Here is a 22,183-nt window from a genome sequence, read left to right on the forward strand (position 1 = left end):
AACTTCCGTTACAGAAACTTTAGTGTTTTTGCACTGCTTGATGCTCAGATTGGTGGTGAAATCTACAACCAGACCCGTCAATGGGCTTACCGTGACCTGATGCACTTCGACCAGGATCAGCGCGGCAAAGCCGAAGACCGTAAGAAGCCGATTGCTTACTACGAAACCCTGTACGCTCAGAACCAAACCAGCGGACACTTTGTAGAAGACGGAACTTACCTCAAACTTCGTGAGCTTGCGCTGCGCTATTCATTTGATTCTTCACAACTTCAGCCTGTATTCGGGAACGCTGTGAACAGAATCAATATTAGCCTCATAGGCAGAAACCTGCTCACGTTCACTAACTACTCTGGTTTCGATCCTGAAGTAGGTCGCGAGAGCGCAACCGTTCTCCGTTTCGACTCCTTCGATTACCCGAACTTCCGTACACTTACAGGTAGCATCGAATTCCAATTCTAAAGCAAAACAGGAAAAAACATGAGAAACTTTAAATTTTTGAGCCTGCTTGTACTCGCAGGCAGCATGCTGCTGCTTACAAGCTGTCTTGATTTGGATGTTGAAAATCCAAATGCACCCGATGCCACAAGGGCACTCGGCTCTCCTGACGACGTTGAGGCGTTCGTAGGGAGCCAGTACCAGCAGTGGTGGAACGGTACCCAGAAAAACTACCCGGGCATGACACTCGCTGTTATGAGCGGTCATTCTACGGCTTCATGGGGTAACTTTGGTATGTTTGATCTTGGCGCTGTTCCAAGACAGGCATTCATCAACAGCCCGTCTTACGCTGATATCGGAATGTCTTCTGTGCCATGGTCAAACATGTACACAGCTATTTCATCTGTAAACGATGTTCTGTTTGCACTTGATAACGGACTTACCTTTCAGGGTGATACCCAAAACCGTGCACAAAGAATGGAAGCATTCGCACGTTTCATTCAGGGTGTATCTTACGGCGTGCTAGCCAATCACTTCGACAGAGCTTTCCTTGTTGACGAAACAACTGACCTCGAAGCAGTAGCTTTGGGACAGGTGGAGCTTCCGCTTTCTGATTATCAGGAAGTACTGGCTTTCGCTATAGCCAAGCTGGACCAGGCTATCGCAATCGCTGAAAGTTCTTCTTTCACGCTTCCGGAAGGTTGGGTGCGTGGTAACGCGCTTTCCAGCGCTGAGCTTGCAAATCTTGCACGTGCTTACAAGGCCCGCTACATCGTTAGCAACGCCCGCACCCCTGCTGAAAGAGATGCAATCAACTGGGGAGAAATTGCAAGCCTCACAGAGCAGGTACTGAACGGTCCGAATCTGTTCAATAATGCTGATAATGCATTCAGTGTACAGGCCGACGGTGATTTCTGGTGGTCACGCCCTCACTCACTTATGCAGGATGCAACCTGGCACCGTGCGTTCTATCCGCTTATTGGTCTGTACGACACAAGCGGACAATTCGAAACATGGATCAACCTGCCTCTGAACGGACTTGATTCCCCGCGTCGTGAGTTCATCCTTGCTTCTGCTGATGCCCGTATCAATGGCGTAAATGATTCAGGTGATTTTGACGGTACAGTTGCAGGTACGGATTTCCGTCTTGGTTCTGCCAACAACTTCCCTGAAGCACGCGGTCTGTGGAGACGTTCACGTCATCATCACTTCCGCAACCGTGAAATGTACGACAATGGTTTCGTAGGCCCGATGCAACACATGCGCCGCACTGAAATCACCATGTACCATGCAGAAGCGCAGCTGCGCCAAAACCCGGGCACCGTTCCGCAAATCGTTATTGATCTTGTGAACGAAACACGCGTTAACCGCGGTAACCTGCCTGCCCTTACTGCTGCTGACGGCTGGGATTATGCATTCAATGCAGTCCGTTACGAGTGGGGTATCGAAACCTATGCTACGCATGCCGGTCTTGAGTACTACAACGTACGCAGCTGGGGTAACTACAAAGGCAAAGACTTCGGTGCTATTCTCTCCGGTACGCCTACAATGTTCCCGATCCCTGCCAGTGAGCTTGAAATCCTTGAGATTGAAAACTACACATTTGGCGGCGGCGGAGAAGGTAGCGCAGCACGTGGCGTAATCGACGAAAACGGCCTGCGTGTTATGTCAGCAGCTATTCAGCGCTCAAATGAGCGTGCCAACCAGCTGCATGTAACCAAAGAGTAATATCTTAAACGATGAGTTCAGCAGAACTCGCCGGTTAAACTGATTGAAGGGCTGGCGGCGATTTTGTCCGTCAGCCCTTTATTTATTTGAGCAAACCTATTTTACGGCCCCAAGCCACCCTAAACACCCAGAGGAACAACTATGCAAAAAGCAGTGGTTAAACTTATCTGTGTTTTGGCCCTTCTCCTGTCAGTAAACGCCTGCGCCGGTTCCGGACAGTCGGGCGAACGGGAATACGTCTATCGGTCAAATATCGGTAACGCCACCGAACTCGACATGCAGCGCGTTATCCCAAGGTACATTTCAAGAATCAATTTTATAATGTACCGCGATAACATCACCCTCGAGGGCACATATTTCGAAACCGAATGGCGCGAACGGGCCCCCTTTGATGACGAAATTGCACTTGGTGCCACACAAGCCCAAAACATGATTGTTGTATCCAGCCGCGCCCCGACCGGTCAGGTTACTTCGGCACACAGGGCCCAAATCGAGATCTACAATCAGCTTTTCATTGAAGAACAGGGCGGATGGGTAAGGCACATCAGCACTGCTCAGGCCGAAGAATACTTCAGAGATATAGCCCGAAACCTCTCCCAGGAACTTGAATCCGGGGTAAGAAACCTGTAACACGATACCCCCAACCACCTTCAAAACCCGCATTGGCACAGCCCGCGCGGGCTTTTTATTATACAACACCTGATAATCCGCCATCCCCCTACAACTGCACCTGCCCGTTAAAGCACAATCCGTCAAAATACAATCTGCCGGGCGCACAGCAGTCTTGTTTTTTTAGGTAGAATTTCGTGAACATCAGTGGCACAAAAGCAGATTACAGCCCAAAAACCCAAGATACAAGCCCGTGGTTTTTGGTTGTGTGAATTAACTCAGCTCACGTATCCAGCTTAGATTTGGCAGCAGTTAACCCTTCAAAAGAATCGGCTGTACATACCCAAAGGTAATACACCCGAAACATGTTCAGGCTGCCGTGTATAGTAAGTACACCGTTTCATAATCCCTGAATCTGAACAAAATTGATTACATTCTTTTAGCCGCTTTAAGTTTTCCGGCGTTTTTGGCCGATGCTGTAACTCAGGTACGCAGCGCTTTCCTCCACTGAGCTGATACCGGACGCAGCTTGGATAGCACTGTGTCCGGTCCATCAGGCAGGGTCTGTAAGGCTGAAGACTGTGTACCAGTGCCTGCTGTTTCCTGAGCCTGTTCCGTTATAAGCCGCAGTTTTTCACGGCTTGCACCATAGCTCAGATGCAGGAAATTCACAGCCTCATCGCTTAGCGGAATCCGGTACACATTCACCATGGTATGTGCCATTTGCTCAGCCGCTGCCGAGAGGCTGTTGTCGGTTTCCTGCACAAGCCGTTCAAAAAGCTGCTGTTTTTGGACAGCCGTAAGGTCGGGACTCAGCTCGCCAAGATACATGGCTTTTGTAGCGTTCAGATTCCGGCGGATTTCAGGTTTGGAAAGGCCAATCATGGGGTCCAAAATTACAGCTGTTTCAATAACAAGCCTTCGCACAGCTTCACAGCGGTCGTTGTAGCCGGTATCCGGAACTTCCCCCACATGATGTGCTTTAAGGAGCGGAGCAATTCCCCCTTGCCGGAAGTACCAGCTGAGATGGCGTACCAGCTCATCCTTATGTTCGCTGCTAAGGCTCAGGCTTGTTTCATTTACGTCTATGCCGCGGCGGCTCCAGCGGTTTTGGATAAACCGGATTCGATCAGGTTTGCTGCTAAGCCTGTTCCATCCGGATACGGCTGATAAATACCTTTCACGGGTTTTCCCTACATCCGCGTAGCCTTTCACGGCCATTTCATAGAGTTTTAGTCCGTTTTCGAGTACCAGCTTATGGGCTGTCTTCTCATTTTTGCTCACACCTTTAGCATGCATTTGCTCAATGGTTTCACTCAAACGGTCAAGCTCCTGATACAGAAAGCGCGCGAGTTCAGCCGGTGCCAGGCCTTTAGGGATGTTAGTTTCATCACAAACACCGCTCTCACGCAGGTAAGCAGCAAGGGCGAAAATACGGTTAGAACCCTTTGCCTGTGCAATCCTGTAAGCCATGCGGCTGCGTTCAAGGGTATCAAAGGCCTCTGCAACGGCCCAGTTGCCGCGATAGGAGAAAAAAAGCACGGGCAGTTCGCGTCCGCTGATGAGTTCCAGGCAAAGAATCAGAAATTCTTCCGCATCTTTGAGGGTAATCAGATAAGGATCATCCTTCTCAACCGCAGCAAAAATGCGCTGCAGGAAAAAAGGCTCCCGTTCAACTCCCTGCCTCAGACTTGTACCTTTCGTTTGCTCAAAACGCGTGATAAGTATCGCTGCAGTATCCGGTGAATCGGTTTCAAGAAGGCCTGTTTTTTCTGTTATATAGGGCCTGAACCGATTTTGCAAATTATTTACATATAAAAAAAGGCCGGCTTTACGGTAAATGTGCATACGGCTCATAATCAGCCCCGTTTTCCGATCCCCAGTGAGGTCTGTGAAGGCCAGATACGTACCATAGGGAGAGAGCTCAACCCGGCGGATCAGCTGAAGTGCGGCCTCGCGTTTACGCTCGGGCCCTTCATAGGCTTCAATCTGAAGGTTTCTGACGTCAAGAACAAGGGAGCCGATTTCACCTGTAATAAATTTTGAGTCTTGTTCCCGCTGCTGCTGCACATGCCCTCTCGTGCTGTCATATACGAATTTGGCAAGCAGGCCGGTTAATCCCGAAAAAACGGTAAAACTTATGAAGTATATCATCAGCTCGGTTGGCGGCATTTTCCCGTAGCCGATATAATAGCCCAGGGTTAGCCCGATAGCGGTAACCGGGCCGGCTGTCCAGAAAAGCTGCATCAGCGCTTTTGAGAATCGCATCCTGCGTAAGATCCTGAACATGCGGCTGTTCTGCAAAGCAGCGGACTTATTTAACTTAATATCTTTCAACAGCTTCTAAGTTATGTAAAAAAAATGAGTAGTAATTTGGTCTGAATGAATAGGGAATAGAGTTGAATATCCTATTATTCCGGGTAGTAAACTTGTCTCATAAAGCATTATAAAACAATTTCTTGTGGCCGTTAGGTTTGGGCAGTAATTCGGGTATTCCAAACAACGTTTCAGAGTATTTGTTTGAAATCAAAATGTATATACATAAAATTACCTATGTAACACAAATCAATAGTTGAAGGTGGCGTGCTTTTTGGAAAATGTTATTAATTTCTTAGTTTATAATGATTTGAATAATTGGAAGTATTAACGGCAATAATAACGGGATAATTGTTGATAATGATATGAAAGTCTGTTTTGAGACAGATCTATATAAGTGCAATCCTATATTATTTTATAGAAAAAATGCGATTAAATCCGCATAATTGAACAATAAATGATTCGAAAAAAATCAGTTTGATGCTGAATGTTTCGATGGACTAAATGCAAATAATGGAGTACCTATGATTAATAAGCTACTGACCGCTGCCTTGCTGGCAGCTTTCCTGATTCCGTTTACCGGAAACGGAAATTTTCAGGCTGATGCCGCAACACTTACAACAAATGATCAGGATGAGCCCTCCCTTCATATTGGAGGAGCCCTCAGGTTTAACCTGCTGCTACAAAATTACGAAAGTGATATCACCCCAAACAGCGGAACTTTCACACTCGATACCTGGCGACTCAATGCTGTTTATACCAATCCGGGCGGCATCGGTATGAATTTTGAATACCGCTTTTATCCTACTTTCAACACTCATTTCATAAAGCAGGCGTGGCTGCAGTACGATTTTAACCCTCAGACGCAGGCGCAGCTTGGCGTTACACAGGTGCCTTTCGGTAACCTTCAGTATAATTCAAACAACTGGTGGTTCAGCCTTAACTATTACGTTGGCCTTGAGGATGACCATGATATGGGCCTTAAGCTCACCCACCGCACCGATAGCTGGCAGTGGGATGTAGCTTACTTCTTCCAGCCTGAGCCGGCCGGTCCTGCTGGCGGCGAAGCTGCTTTCAACTTTGGCGGCTCCGGGCGATATTCCTACGATGTAATCCCGGATGGCAACCTCAGCCTGCAGGAGCGTAATCAATTTAACCTGCGCGGCGCTTATCAGCTCGATAATGGCGAAGTCGGCGCGTCGGTACAGTTCGGACAGCTTTACAATGAAGTGCTTGATGAATTCGATACCCGCTACGCGCTCGCTGCACACGCAAGCCTGAATTACGGCAACTTTAATGTAAAGCCGCAGCTTACCTATTACATGATGAACGCCACCGACGACGACGGAAACCAATCGCCCGTTGTTCGCATGGGCGCATACGGCTCGCCTTACGATGTGGCAACCGAAGCCCTGATCGGTACACTCGGTCTGGCATATTCCTATGATGTTGACTGGGGCCCTGTAACCAACCTGCTGTTCTACAACGATTTCAGCTACATGGAGAAATATCTCACCGAAGATTTTGATGCAGAGCACGTGATCCAGAACATAACCGGTGTATTGCTCAGTGCCGGTCCGGTTTTTACCTATTTCGATATTGCGCAGGGTTACAACCATCCCTGGCTTACCGATAGCTTTGGCGTAGGGCTCGGGCCAGGCCATGGCGATCTCGGTAATGAAGCGGAGTATAACATCCGTTTCAACATCAACATTGGCTTCTATTTCTAAAGAAATTTCTGCGGGTCCGGTCACAGGCCGGATCCGCTTCTTTTTTATCAGTACCGGTACAGAGGTATTTCCCGAAACCGGATAGCTGCGCAGCTTAATTCTGACAAGTCTGCTGATCAGCCCGAATATCCTGTTTTGCCTGCGAATATAAAGGCACAGGTTCATGACTATCACTTTAAAACGAATAATATGAGCGAGAGTACTACGCCAAAACCAAAGACACCGCTAAAAAAGAAAAAGGATACCTTCTTTACAGCGCTGCACGGGCCGGTTTTTTGGCCTTCGATAATAATAATTTTGATTATGATTGTTGGAACCATCATGCTTGGCGATACAGCCGCAGGCTGGTTCAACACAGCACGTGTTAACATTACCGATTGGGGAAGCTGGCTGTTTGTATTCGGCGTAAATGCCTTCATTGTATTCAGCCTTTATTTTGCTTTTTCAAAATTCGGGAAAATTCGTTTGGGTGGTGAAAAGGCAAAGCCTGATTTCAGCACATCCGCATGGTTTGCGATGCTTTTTAGTGCCGGTATGGGAATCGGTCTGATGTTTTTTGCAGTCGCTGAGCCGATGTGGCACCTGTTGTACCCCCCACATGCGGAAGTAGGGTCTATAGATTCCGTTCGCGATGCTATGGGCGTAACCTTCCTTCACTGGGGGCTGCATGCCTGGGCCATTTATGCGGTTGTAGGCTTGTCGCTGGCTTTTTTTGCGTTCAACCGAAAACTGCCTCTCTCTTTTCGTTCAGTATTTTATCCCTTACTGGGCGATAGAATAAACGGCTGGATTGGTGATGTGATTGACATCCTCGCGGTCCTCGCAACCCTGTTTGGTCTGGCAACTTCGCTTGGCCTTGGTGCTGCACAGGCCGGTGCAGGTATGGAGTTTGTGTTTGGATTCGAAAACACAACCACGCTGCAGGTCATCATTATCGTAGTTGTTACGCTCGTTGCTCTTGTTTCCGTTTTGCTTGGTGTACAGAAAGGGGTTAAGGTGCTGAGCGAATTCAATATTCGCCTGGCCGGGCTTTTCCTGCTTGCCATCCTCATATTTGGACCAACGCTGTTTATTCTGGGTACCTTTATACAGAGTACCGGGTACTATTTCCAAAACTTCCTCGAATATGCAACCTGGGTAGAAGCATTTGATGAAGATGGCTCGTTTATGCCAACCTGGACGGTCTTTTACTGGGCCTGGTGGATTTCATGGTCGCCTTATGTGGGCATGTTCATTGCCCGCATTTCCAGAGGCCGTACGATAAGAGAGTTTGTACTCGGCGTGCTGATTGTTCCCACAATGGTTACTTTCCTGTGGATGAGCGGCTTTGGCGGAACGGCAATTTTCCTGGAAACTACCGGGATTGCTGATATTGCAGCAGCAGTTGAAGCCGATCAGACAACATCCCTGTTTATACTGCTTCAGCAGTTTCCTCTGGCCATAGTTACTTCAATTCTGGCAATTATCCTGGTGCTGAGCTTCTTTGTTACTTCATCAGATTCCGGTTCGCTGGTAATCGACGGCCTCACAACAGGCGGAAATATTGATTCCCCGGCTTCGTTACGTGCTTTCTGGGCTTCAGCCGAAGGTTTGGTCGCTGCCATACTGCTGATAGGCGGCGGACTCGGGGCCCTGCAGGCCGCATCTATTACTACGGGCTTACCATTTGTGATACTGTTGCTTGTGATGTGTTACAGCCTTAATAAAGGCCTATCAGCAGAATACAAAGAAAATATGGCACGCGATCGCGATAAAGAACGCGAAGACTACCGTACCCTCGTAGCCCGTTTGCTGAAAGAACAACGCGAAAAGAAAACCTCCTAATTTAAAATACCGCGTATTATGGAACTCAAACCCTTAAAAAAATGGGTCGCCTGTATTGATCTCACAAATATGGATCAGGCACTCATTGGCTACATCAATTATCTTGCAACTATTTTTAAACCCGAATCGGTTAAGTTCTTTCATGTTATTCAGTCTTATGATGTTTTTCATGACCTGATTGAAGAATTTCCGGAACTCGAAACCGAAGAAGACCTCAATGAGCTGCTGTCGAAGCAGATTCAGGAAGAGGTAACCCAGGGCTTTACCCATGAAGGGGTTGAGCTTCAGGTAGAGATCCGAAAAGGCAGCCCGACCGGCGAAATTATACGGTATATCGAAAAGCAGCAGCCTGATTTGCTTATTTTGGGCAAAAAGGCCGGATACAAGGGGGAAGGCATCCTCGCGCAGCGCATTGTGAAATATGTACCCTGCTCGGTGCTGTTTGTGCCTGAAACCTCACGGTACACCCTGCAAAACATAACCGTACCGGTTGATTTCTCCGAACAGTCTGAAATCGCGGCCCGCTTTGCGCTCAACCTTGTGAAGCCCGCAGGCGGGCGCGTTATGGCCCAGCACCTGTACGACTATCCCAAGCAGTTCTTCCCCTACATGCCCGACAAGAAAACCATGAAGAAAATGGATGAAGAGCTTGAGGCCAAAAAAGAAGCGTTTCTCAGTAAAATAAAAACACCGGGTGATACGGATCTCGATTTCGAGCTGACTCTCCATAAAGACGGTAAAATGTCGGATACCATCTACGATATGTGCGTTTCAACGCAGTCTGATATGATTGTCGTTTTTGCAAAGGCCCGTAAAAATCTGCTTGCCTTGATGAACGACAAGCTCCCTGATCGGATGGCTTCCTACCCGTTCGGCCTCCCGCTGCTTATTCTGAAAAATAAAGACCGGAATCAAAAGCTGTTCAGTATGTTCCTGAAAAGCTGAGGTTGAGACCCGAAACCCGGTCGCTGTTTTCTTGTCAATAAAGGCCGTATCTGCTTAACAAAACAGGCAGATGCGGCTTTTTTTTTGGTGCGTGAGGATGCAGCTACAGCGCGCATCATCCAAAAAGAAAAACAGAAAAGAATGTGTGTGAAAACGGAGGGCTTAGTTTGCAAGCACTTCAAATGTCAGCTGCCGGTCGGCGATGATGGAATCTGCTTCATCGAGCAGGCTGATGCTGAGCAAATACCTGCCCGGCTGATAACCTGAGGTGTCGATGCTGATGAGGTGGCTCCCCCGGCTTTGTGTGGTTTCGAGCTCAAGCACGGTTGCCTGTGTTCCCGCACTTCCCCGCGCAAACAGGCGGCGCAGCGCCCCCCGGGGCCGTTCGCCCTCAACCTGATAGCGCAGCCGGTATGTTAGCGTGTTGCTGCTTTCCGGGCGGGGCATCAGGTCGAGACCGTACACTTCAAAAAACAAATCGAGGTCGAAGCCTTCCGGTATGGCCTGCTGCGCAGGTACGTAGAAAGGGATTACATCATCCTGAAACGGAATTTCCTGTTCCTGCTGCGAGAGTTCGTCGTGCAGGTAGCCCATCACAATATCACTGAAACCGGGGCGGTTTGCCGTAACAGGGTTTTGTGCTGACAGCAGTTCGAGCACCCGGCCCGACTCAGCAAGGATGTGCCTTGGTACCTGCCGGAAGCCGGCTGAAGCAGCCGAAGCAAGTTCGGGCTGGGCCGCGTAGGTTTCATTAAACAGGGTAGCGCTAAGCTGGAAAGTTCCGGTGCCGTTCTGAGGGCGTACCAAAAAAGCGGAGCTGCCCGGCAACAGGCGCCCGTCGGGGCCGAAGCGGTCGAACCACACGAGCGGGAAATCGTGCGTGCGGTCGATCAGCTGCCAGGTATCGGTGTAGGTGCTCACGCTGTGGCGCAGGTGATACTCGGGCTCGGTGCCGTTTCCATGCGGGCGAAAGGCATTAAAATCGTTGAGGATGCGCGCGTGCGGCTCGGAGTACACAAGCACAAGTTCGAGCGGTGCCCCGTTTTCATCCATAAATCGGAACTGCCGTGTTTCAAGGGGGATGCTTGCGAAGGTGTCGAATTCAGAGCTCATTTGCGGGGCAAGATTACGGATGGCCGCGAGCTCGTCGGCATAGCGGTACAGCAGGTGCGTATAGCTGGACTCCTGAATCACAGACTGATCGCTCATGAGGCGGTCGTAGTAGTCGTAGTAGATATCCATGAAAGTGTCATCCACGAAACGCAGATCTTTATAAAACGACAGCTGTATGATGGGGCCAACATTAAAATTGAAATCTCCGACCCGCATGCGCCGCTCCCGGAACGCACTCAGCGGAATGAAATCTTCCGGAGAACCCTGCAATCCGAAGGCACGGCTTTGGGCATTAACCCCGAACATAAAGGTAACATTACGCCGGCCGGGCCACTGCCGGTTTTCATATACCCAAACCTCGTACCGGTCAGAGATGCGCTGTGTGAGCACATTTTCGGTGATCAGTTTGGCGAGGTTATCCTTGAAAATTTCATCCTGAATAAAACTTGTGAGGCTTGAGGGGGCATCGCCAAAACCGGAAGAAGGATCGCGTGCACGCTCATTTTCCTGCTGATTAATCATCTCACCTACAAAATGTAGGATGTCGTTTACATTCATCGAAAAGCTGCCCCTTTCGATACGGTCGGCAGGGCCATAGCGAACGTAGATCAGCCCTCGGTCGTCGGTGTCGTAAATGGTTGTGCTGTTTCGGGTGAAGTGCTTCCTTGCGTATGCAATGCGCTCCCAGTGCTCAATCAGGCGCTCGTTGAGGTTTGTGCTTAGCACCGGATCAAGCTGTACGAAAAAACCGCGTATGCCGGTAAGCACCCCTGTTGAGCGCTGCTGAAGCTCAACGCTGAGTTCCGCATACAGCGTTTCGCTCATAATAGGCCTGAGGCGTTCCAGCTCGTCAGCTATGTAGGGATGGAAGCGCCCGATATCGCTTGTTTCGAGCCCCCAGAAGTAAAAGGCACTTGCCAGCGGATAAAGCCGGCTGAGCTGTTCCCTGGTGATGAGCTCGATCGCGGCAACACCAATCCTGAAATCAGCCTCCCCCTGAAGGCTGAGCCGTGCTTTTTCACCTATCCAAAGGTTAATGGCTTCCTCAACCTGACCGGCTTCTGCCAGCGCGCGCCCCTCGAGGTAGGCGTCGCCTTCCGTAGGTACGGCTTGCATTGCCGGTACTATGCCTGCAAAAAACAGGGCACAGGTGAGCAGGAGCGATAGGGGAAGGGTAGCGCTGCGGGGACTCATATGGGCGTAGCAGTTGGTGATGCGGGTAACAAGCAGTTGTTTTTTGTTAACAAAAGCCTGTCTGAAAAGTTCATTCGCCTGGAAAATGCTCGTGTAATGTGCCTACTCGAGTACGCTTACAAGTACCGGATAATCTTTCGGAAGTGTGATGGTGATGGGTTCACCGTCACTGCGGCGAAAGCGGAGCTTCCCGGTAAGCATCATGAGTTGCGGGCTGCTGATTTCGTACCGGAAATCGGGCCCGGGGTTTTGGCTCAAAAAGTTGCCTACACGAATGGCGATATCCAGCCGGGTGAACGGCTCTGCCAGCAGCTCTGTGCCGCCGGCAGCACGATCGCCGGCTTCAACCTCAAAGAAAACAGCCGTTGCAGGAAGGGCAAAGGCGTTGGTTGACAGCTCGCTGTGGCGGTCGTAGTGTTCGAAACGGATATCGTCAACCTTAATCCAGCTGCCGCCCGCAATTTCGCCGGGACCGGAAAAGTCAAGCTCCACATGTGCCCCTGTGTAGTTTCGGCTGCTCTCTGAGCTGCAATTCATGAGGGAAAAACTGACGAGAAAAGTCAGCAGAAGCAGGGTAGCATATTTCATAAAGGATGAAAGAAGCATAGTTAGAAATGAAAAGGTGAATTCATGCCAAAATAGAAAATTGTGCCCGTAGCTGCTTGTCTAAAAAATAATTGCTTTGGAAGATGTGATTTGTCGTTCAGGCTGCCGATATTAATCGACTGTTAAAATGAATAATTATTACCTTTAGTGTAAATTTAAAAATTAACGCTCCGTATTTGGCTAACGACTTTAGAATATGACCCATAGAAAGCTGCTGCCGGCCGTCCTTTTATTGTTTGTGTGGATTTGGGCACAATGTACATCATCAGAAAAACATGATTATTATAGTTTTGAATGGCAGGATGAGGGCGGGTACCGCTGGGCTGAGCTTCCCGTAAAAAGCGGCCATGCCGTCGGGTTTCATTCCGTTAGCTCCGTTTGGAGCGGAGTTGATTTTGTTAACGGGCTCACTCCTGATCAGATCGCAGATAACCGGAATTTGTTAAATGGTTCAGGGGTAGCCGCCGGCGACCTTACCGGTAACGGTTTTCCGGACCTGCTGTTTTTACGATTAGACGGCCCAAACGTGCTGTATGAAAATTTGGGTGCCTTCAGGTTTCAGGATATTACAGAAGGTTCGGGCCTCGCCTTGCCCGATCAGTTTTCAACAGGCGCTTTGGTGGCCGATTTTAACGGGAACGGGTTGAATGATGTCGTCATAACCGCAATCGGAAGTCCGAACCGGCTTTTTTTTAATCAGGGAGGAGGCGTGTTTGAGGAAGCGCCCGGCGGCCTGCCTGCATCCCGAACCTACGGCAGCATGACCGCCGCGGCAGGCGACCTCACCGGAAACGGCGCGCCCGACATCTACATCACCAATTTCAAGGAGCGCTCCGTACGCGATTCCCACTGGGGCCGCAACACCATGCGTCACATTGTGGAAACGCTCGATGACGGCAGTTTCCGGGTAACGGAAGAATTCGAAGGCCATTACAAACTCAGCCTGCGCGGCAATACGCTGGTTTGGTTCGAGCTGGGTGAGCCGGACCTGCTGTACCTAAACGACGGCGCCGGTAATTTCACTAAAATGCCGCTCACCTCCGGCATGTTTCTGGACGAAGACGGAAATCCCGTTACGGAAATCATGCCCGACTGGGGCCTTGATGTTGGCATTCAGGACCTCACCGGTAACGGCCTGCCCGATATTTTTGTGGCCAACGATTTTGAATCGCCCGACCGTATCTGGATCAATCAGGGCGACGGCACCTTTTGCGCCCTGCCGCCGCTCGCCATTCGAAAGAGCAGCCTGTCTGCAATGGCCGTCGCCTTTTCGGACCTTCAGCGAAACGGCCTCACCGATATGTTTGTGGTCGAAATGCTCAGCCGCTCGCATGAGGAGCGTCAGCGGCAGATGAGCACGCTCGCGCCCTCACAGCAGGAGCCCGGCCTGTACACCGACCGCCCGCAGTTTCTCGGCAACACCCTCTACCTGAACCGCGGCGACAACACCTGGGCCGAAATCGCCGAATATGCCGGCGTGCACCGCTCCGAATGGTCGTGGGGCACGGTTTTTCTGGATGTAAACCTCAACGGCTTCGAAGACATCCTCATCACCAACGGGCACTATTTTGATGTGCAGGATACCGATGCAAATACCATGATAGGGGCAAAGCTGCAGCGCCGCATGATCAGCGGGGAGCGCTACATGCTCGAATATCCGCGCCTGCCCAACCGGAACGCTGCCTTCCGCAACAATGGCGACCTCACCTTCACCGATACCGGCGAAGCGTGGGGCTTCGCGAGCCTCGATATTTCGCACGGCATGGCCCTTGCGGACCTCAACAAGGACGGCTACCCCGATGTGATCATCAACCGGGTTGACGAGCCGGCCCTCATTCTCAAAAACCGCGCGACTCAGCCCCGGATTGCGGTCAGGCTCAGGGGCACATCCCCCAACACCACCGCCATCGGTGCTGTGATTGAGGTGGAAGGCGGCCCCGTGCCGCAGTCGAAATATGTGCGCGGCGGGGGCACTTACCTCTCCACGAGCGAGTACAGCTACACCTTCGCCGCCGGAGAGGCCGAACGCCTGCGCATCCGCGTGCGCTGGCCCGACGGCAGCGAGCGTGTGCTGGATGATGTCCGACCCAACCGCATTTACGTGATAAATCAGCGCGCCGCAGCTGTCGTACCCGCCGCGCCTCAGCCGGAGGCAGAGCCGGTGCAGCCCCTGTTCCGCGATGCGACCTCCGCGCTTGCACACCGGCACACGCAGCAGCGCTACAACGATTTTGAAAGGCAACCGCTGCTGCCCTATCACCTGAGTCAGCACGGGCCGCTCACGGCGGTTATCGAAAATCCGGCGTCTGCCGGCGGTACCCGTATTTTTGTGACGTCCGGTCCGGGCGAAACCCTCAGCGGTTTTTCGGCCCGCCGCGGCGGCGGATGGCGGCAGGATGCCATCACCCTTGCCCCCGACTTTGAGGCCTACGAGAAATCGGCCGTTTCCGGCTGGTACGATGCCGAAGGCCGCCTGCATCTACTTGTGGCCTATTCCAACTATCAAACCGGCGCCGGTAGTGCGCCTGCTGCCGTGTATTATCAGCTCACCGGAAACCGGGCTGAAACGGTTCAGGTGCTCGAAGGCTTTGGTGCGACCATCGGCGGGATCTTCCTTGCCGATTACAGCGGCAACGGCTACCCCGACCTGCTCCTGACCGGGCGTGTAGAGCCGGGCCGTTATCCTGAAGCGGCCGATTCCCGCCTGTACCTCAACGAGGGCGGCCGCTTCGTGCCGGATGCGCGCAACAATGCGCTGCTCGAAAACATCGGGCTGGTGCAGGGCGCGGTGTTCAGCGACCTCACCGGCAACGGGCGGCCTGAGCTGCTGCTTGCCCCGCGCTGGGGCGCCCTGCGCGTGCTCGGGCTGGATGCGCAGCGGCAGTTTACCGATATCACGGCTGAGCTGGGGCTCGACTCCGGCAGTGGCTGGTGGAACGGCATCACAACGGGCGACCTCACCGGCAACGGCCGCCCCGATATCGTGGCAACCAACTGGGGCCTGAACCATCTTTACGCCTCTGCGCAGGGTGGCGAAGCGCTTATTTTTTATGAAGATTTTGCGGGCATGGGCACCAATTCCGTGATCGAAAGCTACCGCGATGAAGCCGGGCGCTACCTGCCCCGCCGCAACTTCGAAATGCTCTCCCGAAATCCGCCCTTCATCCGGAATACCGCCCGCACCTTTTCCAACTACGCGCAGATGAGCCTGCCGCTGATTCTCGGCCGGCCGATCGATGCCCTCAACCGCGTGGAAGCCTCGCAGTTTGCGCACATGCTTTTTTTGCAGGATGATGCGGGCCGCTTCCATGCCCGTGCCCTGCCGCCCGAGGCACAATTTGCCCCGGCCTTCGAGGTAATCATCGCCGATTTCACCGGGGATGGCAACGAGGATGTTTTTCTGAGCCAGAACTTTTTTGCGTACATCCCCGAAACCCCGCGCAGCGACGCCGGCCGCGGACTTTTGCTTCAGGGGGATGGCCGCGGAAACCTGAACCCGGTTCCGGGGCAGCTATCGGGCATTCTCGTGTACGGGGAGCAGCGCGGGGCCTCGGCCGCTGACCTCACCGGCGACGGCCGCCTCGACCTGCTCGTTGCCCAAAACGGAGCCGAAACCCGGCTGCTGCTGAATCAGGCTGCCGAGCCCGGCCTGCGCGTGCTGCTCGCAGGCAGCCCGGAAAACCCTGCTGCCATCGGGGCACGCCTCTTTTTGAAATATGAGGACGGCAGCACCGGTCCGCAGCGCGAAGTACGCGCCGCCTCCGGATTTGGCTCGCAGCACGGTTTTGTTCAGGTGATGGGCATCCGGCCCGGCGGCAGCCCGGTGTCGGTACAGATCATCTGGCCCGACCAGACCCAGACCGAACACCCCCTGCAACCCGGTCAGCGCGAAATCCGCCTGCAACACGGCATCACGCCCTGAAGCCGGTTTGGTTCCGGGATGCGAATTGGAGTCGAACCGGTTTGATTTGCGTTTGCAGAATTTGGATATGCGGTTTGGGATAGATTCGGTCGTGGTTGCGATTTCCGTTTCCGTTTCGGTCGTGGTTGTGAATGCGGTTTCGAAATCGGATTCGAATTCGGAGTCGGATTGAACGCGGTTTTGGATATCGGATTCCGATTTAGGTTGGGGGTTGCGTTTAGAGATGATTCCGGTTTCGGTACCGGTTCGAATTCCGGTTCCGATTCCGAATCCGTTTCCGGGTAAAGGCAGGGCATGGCCTGTCTCTATGATGCCACGCCCCACCCCGTAACCTGTTCCGAACGTTCGCCCCATGCCGCTGGTTTTGGTGCGGAAACCCATCCCCCTAAACCACACAGGCATTTTTTGCTATGCCGCTTCTGAACCTGAGCTTGCAGCTGCCTTTCCTGCTGCTCCCGATTTTTATTTCAGCGGTTCTGACCCTGAATCTGACTCCCAATCCGAATCCAAATTCCAGCACCGTGAGCTTTTACAGCAGTGAACCCGCTTCATCATCCCCCAAAGAAACAGCGCCGCAGCAGGAATCTTCCGAAAACGTGCTGATCCGCTTCGGTGATGATGCCCCGCAGTTTTGGCAGGTCGTGAATGACGGGGTGATGGGCGGCATTTCCCAAAGCCGGATTCGTCCGCTGGAAGCCGGCCATGCCGCGTTTGAGGGCGTCGTTTCGCTGGAAAACAATGGCGGTTTTGCCTCCATCCGCACCCGCGCAAGCCGCCCGGTTGATCTTTCCGGGTTTGCGGGATTAACCATCCATGCGAAAGGGGACGGCAAAGTGTACTGCCTGCGCATCAAAACGGTGGAGAACGGGCGCGTTACCGATTACGCCTGGGAAGCCCGGTTTACGGCAGGCCCGGAGTGGCAAACGCATCAGCTGTCGTTTGATGATTTCAGGCCGGTGTTCCGCGGCCGGAATCTGCGCGGTGTGCCGCCCCTGCGCAGCGCAGCCATCTTCGAAATCGGCCTCATGATCCGCGATGAACAGCAGGGCCCGTTTGCCCTGGAGGTTATGACGCTTGGGGTGTTTTGAGGGGCATGTATCTACCCATTGTTTTAAATCAATATTTTTCGCTTAATTTTTCTGGATAAATCTGCTTCGGCATCAAGCGAGGCAACCATCTCCCCGCCGGCGTTCGAAAGCCTTGCTAAATCAGCTTTAGGTATCGTCTGCTGATCTGCGAAAACCAGCAGGCTGTCAAAATCAGCCCCGGCCCTTAAAAGCCGTTCCAAAATAATTGTTGTGAGCCGGGCTTTGTCTTTTCCTGAAATACCGAAGAGAAACAAGGGTGAATTTTTGCCCTGAATAAAGTAATCGACAGGATAGTCACCGGAGTTTTCAATTTTTGGATAGAAGTAGTTGCGTTGGATTTTTTCTTCAGAAACAAGTTTTGTCAGGCGTTCTTCCAAATCATCGTAAAAGGTTGATTCGGTTCTGAAGCGGTTGAGAAAGCTAAGGTCTGTCATTTTCGTAAGCCCTTGTCCGAACCTGAAAAGCGTTTTTGAAAGATCGTCTGCAGAGGTATCGGTATATATTTCCCCGTTAGCTTCAAAGAGGTCAAACTCAGCCTTGATTTGTTCAAATAGCCTGCCACGTGTACCTTCCCTGAGTTTAGCAGTATCTGTTTCGTAACTCAGATGCATGAAAGTATGCCCTCTGTCAGTAACACGCAGAATTCCGCCGGGCATTTCTTTAAGGTAGATTTGATAGGCATCTCCGTCTGCAAAGTAAAAGGGGGTTTGCATCGTGATGTGGCCGTTCTGCCTGCTCAGCTTAACCTCAGCGCAAAGCGATTTGCAGAGCGAATCCTGTAGTTTTTCAATATTGAGATTCATGCTATTCAAAAAGGGAAAACTGGGAAGGGGTATCCGGATTAGTGAGTATTCCGGTGATATTACAGTCTTGTACCAAACAATGTAGGGCACCATTTAGTGTAGTAAACCGGTCTGTGATTTTCGCAAATCCTTCCGGCCTCCGGTTACTGTTTATATACTTTTCTGTTGCATAATGAATATGGCACTTATCCTGAAAAGAATCACCCTCCAAATGGTTCTTATGGCGATGACTGGGGCCATTATACCGGCGCAGGGTAAGAGATGCACCGCCGGGGCTTATCCAGGAAATTCCGCATGAAAAATCATGGTGCATCCCTTCGAGCAGGTTTTGCCGTAGGTAAACCATGAAATTCCAACCGCTGCCATCAGTTGCAATTACTATATAGTTTACCTGTTCGGTACTGTCCTGCTGCTTCTTTCTGGTCTGAGGGTTTGTGATCTTTTTGGGACAGTTTATCAGGTCTGAAATTTTATCATCAGTTAAATTTCAAATGGCATAGGATGAAATTCCGGGCAAGTAAAATGACGTACAGTTAGGTTGTTTTCAAAAAGATACGAATCAGTGATCAAAAATTGCTCGTGTTGTGCCTTTGGTTCCCTCCATCCCCCAAACCGCAAAAGCCCGAAACCAAGCGGCTTCGGGCTTTTGAATGGCGGGTTCAGCATACGGAAAACAGTGCCGGGCTTAATGCCGGCCTTGGTTCAGCTGCTGAAGTTGAGCTTCCTCTTCATCCTGATCCTAATCCTAATCCTGCAGGGTTGAGGTGTCGCCGGGGTCTTCGCCGAGGGCTTCGGCTTTGAGGAGGCGGCGCACAATTTTGCCGCTGCGGGTTTTGGGGAGTTCGGTTTTGAAGATGATTTCCGAAGGTGTCGCAATCGGGCCGAGCTCGCGGCGTACGTGATCGCGCAGCACGCCTTTGAGGTGATCTTTGGCTTCAAAGCCGGGCTTGAGTACCACGTAGGCCTGAATGCGCTCGCCTTTCACTTCGTCAGGCAGGCCTACAACGGCCGATTCGGCCACCGACTGATGCGTGAGGAAGGCGCTTTCCACTTCGGCGGTTCCGATGCGGTGTCCGGCTACGTTCATTACATCATCGGCGCGGCCGAGTACGCAGAAATAGCCGTCTTCATCATAAAAGGCCACATCGCCGCTCGTGTAGCAGCCGGGGAAATCTTCCCAGTATTTCTGATAGCGCTCGTCGTTGTTCCAGATGGTGCGCATCATGTAGGGCAGGGGGCGCCGCAGGATGAGCAGGCCGCCTTTGTTCGGGCCTGTTGTTTCGCCGGCGGGTGTTACCACATCGCAGCTTACGCCGGGCAGCGGCTTGCCGACCTTGCCGAGTTTGGCATCAAAAGCCGGCAGGGTGCCGAGTACAGGCGAGGCGACCTCCGTTTGCCACCAGTTATCAACCACGAGGCCGCGGTCTTTCAGGATGTTTTCCTGCGCCCACACATGGGCCTCAGGGTTAAGAGGCTCGCCGGCACAGGCCATCAGCCGCAGGGTCGATACATCATACTTGTCCACAAATTCCTTCCCGAAGCGCATAAACATGCGGATGGCGGTAGGCGCGGTGAACATCACGTTTACCCCAAAGCGCTCCACGATTTTCCAGACCACACCGGGATCGGGGTAGTCGATGCTGCCTTCGCGCGCGAGGATGGTTGCCCCGTTCACCATGGGGCCGTACACAATGTAGCTGTGCCCCACAATCCAGCCGATATCGGAGGTGCTCCAGAAAATATCGGACTCCTTCACATTGTAAAATGCGCGGGTGAGGTAGTAGGTGCCCACCATGTAGCCGCCGTGTACGTGCACCACGCCTTTGGGCGTGCCGGTAGTGCCGCTTGTGTAGAGGATGAACAGCGGGTCTTCGGCGTCCATCTCTTCGGGTTCGCACCACACGGGCTGCGGATCTACGAACTCGTAGTAGTCGAATTCGCGCTCCGAACTGATTTCCAGAAACGGCTCCTGACGCCGGTGCACGACTACGGTTTCCACAAAATCGAGGTCTTCGATGGCGCTATCCACGATGGATTTCAGCCCGACGCGCTTGCCGCGGCGGTAGGTTACATCGGCATAAATCACGACCTTCGCTTTGCTGTCTTCAATGCGGGACTTCAGCGCCTGAACGCCCATGCCGGCGTACACCACGGAGTGTATGGCGCCAATGCGCGCGCAGGCCAGCATCGACACGATGCCCTGCGGGGTGAGCGGCATGTAGATGATTACGCGGTCACCTTTCTTCACGCCCCGGGATTTGAGGGCGTTGGCCATCTGGCACACGCGCCGCAGCAGGCGGTCGTAGGTCATTACGACCTCTTTGCCGTCTTCAGCGATCCAGATGAGGGCTACTTTCTGCCGCTTCGGGCCTTTCACGTGCCGGTCGAGCGCGTTAATGGTGATGTTGGTTGTGCCGCCGATAAACCATTTGTGGCGGGGCGGCTTAAAATCGAGCACTTTGTTAAAGGGCTTTATCCACTCCAGTTCCCGTGCGATGGCTCCCCAGAAGGCATCGGGGTTTTGGATGGAATGGCGGTAGAGGGAATCATACTCCTGAATAAGGCACTGCTGTAAGAGGCTGTCAGGTGCAGTTAAGGTTCGGGATTCCTGAACGAGGGCTTCAATGGATGACATAAGCGTAACGGGTTGGGTGAGGTTGGAAATAAAAGCGTTTTTCTAAAGCTAATACAGATATTCAATTTAGCAAATTTTCGCTAAAAATAAATTATACGCTTTTACTCACCGCTTGCTTTTTCCATGCCGGGAACGGTTTTTTTGCCTGTTTCTTTAATTTTACCCTCAATTTCATCCACAACGTACGTTTTCTGTGAAATCTCCAGAATGATATTCTCGAATTCTTCAGTGGCGTCTAAAATAGCCTGATGCACGCTCTGCTCGCTCATGAATTCAAAATCTTTTTCAGCATATAAATCCATCAGGCCCTTTAGCCGCGCCAGCGGTGCCCGCACCACATGCGACTGCACCCAGGAGATTTCACGCAGGGTTTTGTTTTGTTTCTCGAGCAGCTCAAGTTGTCTTTTTTGATGGGTGATATCCTGCAGGGTACCGATTGCATAAGCAATCTCTCCGGTCTCGTTTTCGAAGAATTTGCCATGTTCTTCAATCCAGCGGATTTCACCCTTGCGGTTGATGCGGTACTGAGCAGAAAAAGTTTTTTTTTTGGCTTTTCGTTTAGCTTTTTGGAGCGCCTTCTTCCATGTGTTTTGTAAAATCGGAAGGTCACTCTCCAAGACCGGTTCCAGGGTTTGCTTTAGGGAAAGGGTCTTGGTTTTTTTCAGGCCAAAAATTTCAAAACTTTGCTCAGACCATTTCATCTCATTACTGCTCAGGTCAATGCGCCAGCTGCCGATATTGGCAACCCGCTGTGCTTGTTTGAGATTATAGGTCCGGATTTTGACCTTTTCCTCCAGTGTCTTTTTGATTTCTTCCAGCTCGCGACGCGTATTGATGTACTGTAGTTTGGTTCTTACGCGCATCTGTACTTCCCGATTGGAAAAGGGCTTTACGATGTAATCAGCTGCACCATGTTCGAAAGCCATTAGTTTGCTTTCGGTGTCTTCCCTGGCGGAAATAAAAATTACCGGAATACCGCTGGTTTTGGGGTTTTCTTTAAGGATTTGGTTAAGCTGAAACCCCGACATGCCGGGCATCATAATATCCAGCAAAATCAAATCAGGCAGGTCAGAGCTTATTTTATTGAGCGCATTTTCCGGGTTGTTAAAAGCGAGAACCCTGTATTCCGGCTGTTTGAGAATATGAGAAAGTAACTTTAAGTTTTCGGCCTGATCATCAACAATGTAAATGGTGTTTTTTCGGGGTGAATCTTTCATCATGAGTTTTGACCATCG

The 22,183-nt window shown here is 51.7% G+C and carries 13 protein-coding genes and 1 pseudogene; 8 read left to right on the forward strand and 6 right to left on the reverse strand.

All coding sequences use genetic code 11. The features are described from left to right. The 3 genes and pseudogenes from LAT75_RS07465 to LAT75_RS07475 all read left to right on the forward strand — a co-directional run. Positions 1-459: pseudogene (locus LAT75_RS07465) on the forward strand (hypothetical protein); the annotation flags it as partial. 18 nt (positions 460-477) lie between these two features. Then, positions 478-2,163, forward strand: coding sequence for a RagB/SusD family nutrient uptake outer membrane protein (locus tag LAT75_RS07470; RefSeq protein WP_291482018.1), 1,686 nt, complete (start codon positions 478-480; stop codon positions 2,161-2,163). Positions 2,164-2,337: 174 nt separating this feature from the next. Then, positions 2,338-2,793, forward strand: coding sequence for a hypothetical protein (locus tag LAT75_RS07475; RefSeq protein WP_291482019.1), 456 nt, complete (start codon positions 2,338-2,340; stop codon positions 2,791-2,793). Positions 2,794-3,255: 462 nt separating this feature from the next. Here LAT75_RS07475 and LAT75_RS07480 read toward each other — a convergent pair whose 3' ends face one another. After that, entirely contained in the window at positions 3,256-5,040 is a 1,785-nt protein-coding gene (locus tag LAT75_RS07480) for a hypothetical protein (RefSeq protein ID WP_291482020.1), read from the reverse strand. Positions 5,041-5,612: 572 nt separating this feature from the next. Here LAT75_RS07480 and LAT75_RS07485 point away from each other — a divergent pair. From LAT75_RS07485 to LAT75_RS07495, 3 genes are all read left to right on the forward strand, one after another. Continuing rightward, on the forward strand, positions 5,613-6,818 hold the full coding sequence (locus tag LAT75_RS07485) for a hypothetical protein (RefSeq protein ID WP_291482021.1): 1,206 nt from the start codon (positions 5,613-5,615) through the stop codon (positions 6,816-6,818). A 189-nt stretch (positions 6,819-7,007) separates the two neighbouring features. Further along, the gene (locus LAT75_RS07490) at positions 7,008-8,642 is read left to right on the forward strand and encodes a BCCT family transporter (RefSeq protein WP_291482022.1); all 1,635 of its coding nucleotides are present in this window, start codon (positions 7,008-7,010) and stop codon (positions 8,640-8,642) included. 18 nt (positions 8,643-8,660) lie between these two features. Then, positions 8,661-9,587, forward strand: a complete 927-nt coding sequence (locus LAT75_RS07495) for a universal stress protein (protein WP_291482023.1) — start codon at positions 8,661-8,663, stop codon at positions 9,585-9,587. Between the two features lie 162 nt (positions 9,588-9,749). On the opposite strand, the gene LAT75_RS07500 is transcribed toward LAT75_RS07495, so the two are convergent. Continuing rightward, on the reverse strand, positions 9,750-11,894 hold the full coding sequence (locus LAT75_RS07500) for a GWxTD domain-containing protein (RefSeq protein WP_291482024.1): 2,145 nt from the start codon (positions 11,892-11,894) through the stop codon (positions 9,750-9,752). Positions 11,895-11,996: 102 nt separating this feature from the next. Beyond that, on the reverse strand, positions 11,997-12,500 hold the full coding sequence (locus tag LAT75_RS07505; RefSeq protein ID WP_291482025.1) for a hypothetical protein: 504 nt from the start codon (positions 12,498-12,500) through the stop codon (positions 11,997-11,999). Between the two features lie 196 nt (positions 12,501-12,696). On the opposite strand from LAT75_RS07505, the gene LAT75_RS07510 reads away from it, so the two are divergent. Both LAT75_RS07510 and LAT75_RS07515 read left to right on the forward strand, forming a co-directional pair. Next, positions 12,697-16,422, forward strand: a complete 3,726-nt coding sequence (locus LAT75_RS07510; RefSeq protein ID WP_291482026.1) for an FG-GAP-like repeat-containing protein — start codon at positions 12,697-12,699, stop codon at positions 16,420-16,422. Between the two features lie 521 nt (positions 16,423-16,943). Beyond that, positions 16,944-17,510: a CIA30 family protein gene (locus LAT75_RS07515; protein WP_291482027.1), complete on the forward strand. Its 567-nt coding sequence runs from the start codon at positions 16,944-16,946 to the stop codon at positions 17,508-17,510. Positions 17,511-17,533: 23 nt separating this feature from the next. Here LAT75_RS07515 and LAT75_RS07520 read toward each other — a convergent pair whose 3' ends face one another. The 3 genes from LAT75_RS07520 to LAT75_RS07530 form a co-directional block, all read right to left on the reverse strand. Continuing rightward, positions 17,534-18,406 (reverse strand): DUF1828 domain-containing protein, encoded by an 873-nt coding sequence (locus tag LAT75_RS07520; RefSeq protein WP_291482028.1) that lies wholly within the window; start codon positions 18,404-18,406, stop codon positions 17,534-17,536. A gap of 652 nt (positions 18,407-19,058) precedes the next feature. After that, positions 19,059-20,948 carry an acetate--CoA ligase gene (acs, locus tag LAT75_RS07525; protein WP_291482029.1) on the reverse strand — a complete coding sequence of 630 codons (1,890 nt, stop codon included), beginning with the start codon at positions 20,946-20,948 and terminating at the stop codon, positions 19,059-19,061. Between the two features lie 101 nt (positions 20,949-21,049). Continuing rightward, positions 21,050-22,168 (reverse strand): response regulator, encoded by a 1,119-nt coding sequence (locus LAT75_RS07530; protein ID WP_291482030.1) that lies wholly within the window; start codon positions 22,166-22,168, stop codon positions 21,050-21,052. Positions 22,169-22,183 lie beyond the last annotated feature (15 nt).

Source organism: Cyclonatronum sp. (assembly GCF_022565315.1).
Lineage (GTDB): Bacteria > Bacteroidota > Rhodothermia > Balneolales > Cyclonatronaceae > Cyclonatronum.

Bases quoted from the DNA above. Each gene is read 5' to 3' on its own strand.
- LAT75_RS07470 (WP_291482018.1), top strand. From the start codon at position 478: ATGAGAAACTTTAAATTTTTGAGCCTGCTTGTACTCGCAGGCAGCATG.
- LAT75_RS07480 (WP_291482020.1), bottom strand. From the start codon at position 5,040: ATGCGATTCTCAAAAGCGCTGATGCAGCTTTTCTGGACAGCCGGCCCG.
- LAT75_RS07485 (WP_291482021.1), top strand. From the start codon at position 5,613: ATGATTAATAAGCTACTGACCGCTGCCTTGCTGGCAGCTTTCCTGATT.
- LAT75_RS07490 (WP_291482022.1), top strand. From the start codon at position 7,008: ATGAGCGAGAGTACTACGCCAAAACCAAAGACACCGCTAAAAAAGAAA.
- LAT75_RS07495 (WP_291482023.1), top strand. From the start codon at position 8,661: ATGGAACTCAAACCCTTAAAAAAATGGGTCGCCTGTATTGATCTCACA.
- LAT75_RS07500 (WP_291482024.1), bottom strand. From the start codon at position 11,894: ATGAGTCCCCGCAGCGCTACCCTTCCCCTATCGCTCCTGCTCACCTGT.
- LAT75_RS07505 (WP_291482025.1), bottom strand. From the start codon at position 12,500: ATGCTTCTTTCATCCTTTATGAAATATGCTACCCTGCTTCTGCTGACT.
- LAT75_RS07510 (WP_291482026.1), top strand. From the start codon at position 12,697: ATGACCCATAGAAAGCTGCTGCCGGCCGTCCTTTTATTGTTTGTGTGG.
- LAT75_RS07520 (WP_291482028.1), bottom strand. From the start codon at position 18,406: ATGGTGCCCTACATTGTTTGGTACAAGACTGTAATATCACCGGAATAC.
- acs (WP_291482029.1), bottom strand. From the start codon at position 20,948: ATGTCATCCATTGAAGCCCTCGTTCAGGAATCCCGAACCTTAACTGCA.
- LAT75_RS07530 (WP_291482030.1), bottom strand. From the start codon at position 22,168: ATGATGAAAGATTCACCCCGAAAAAACACCATTTACATTGTTGATGAT.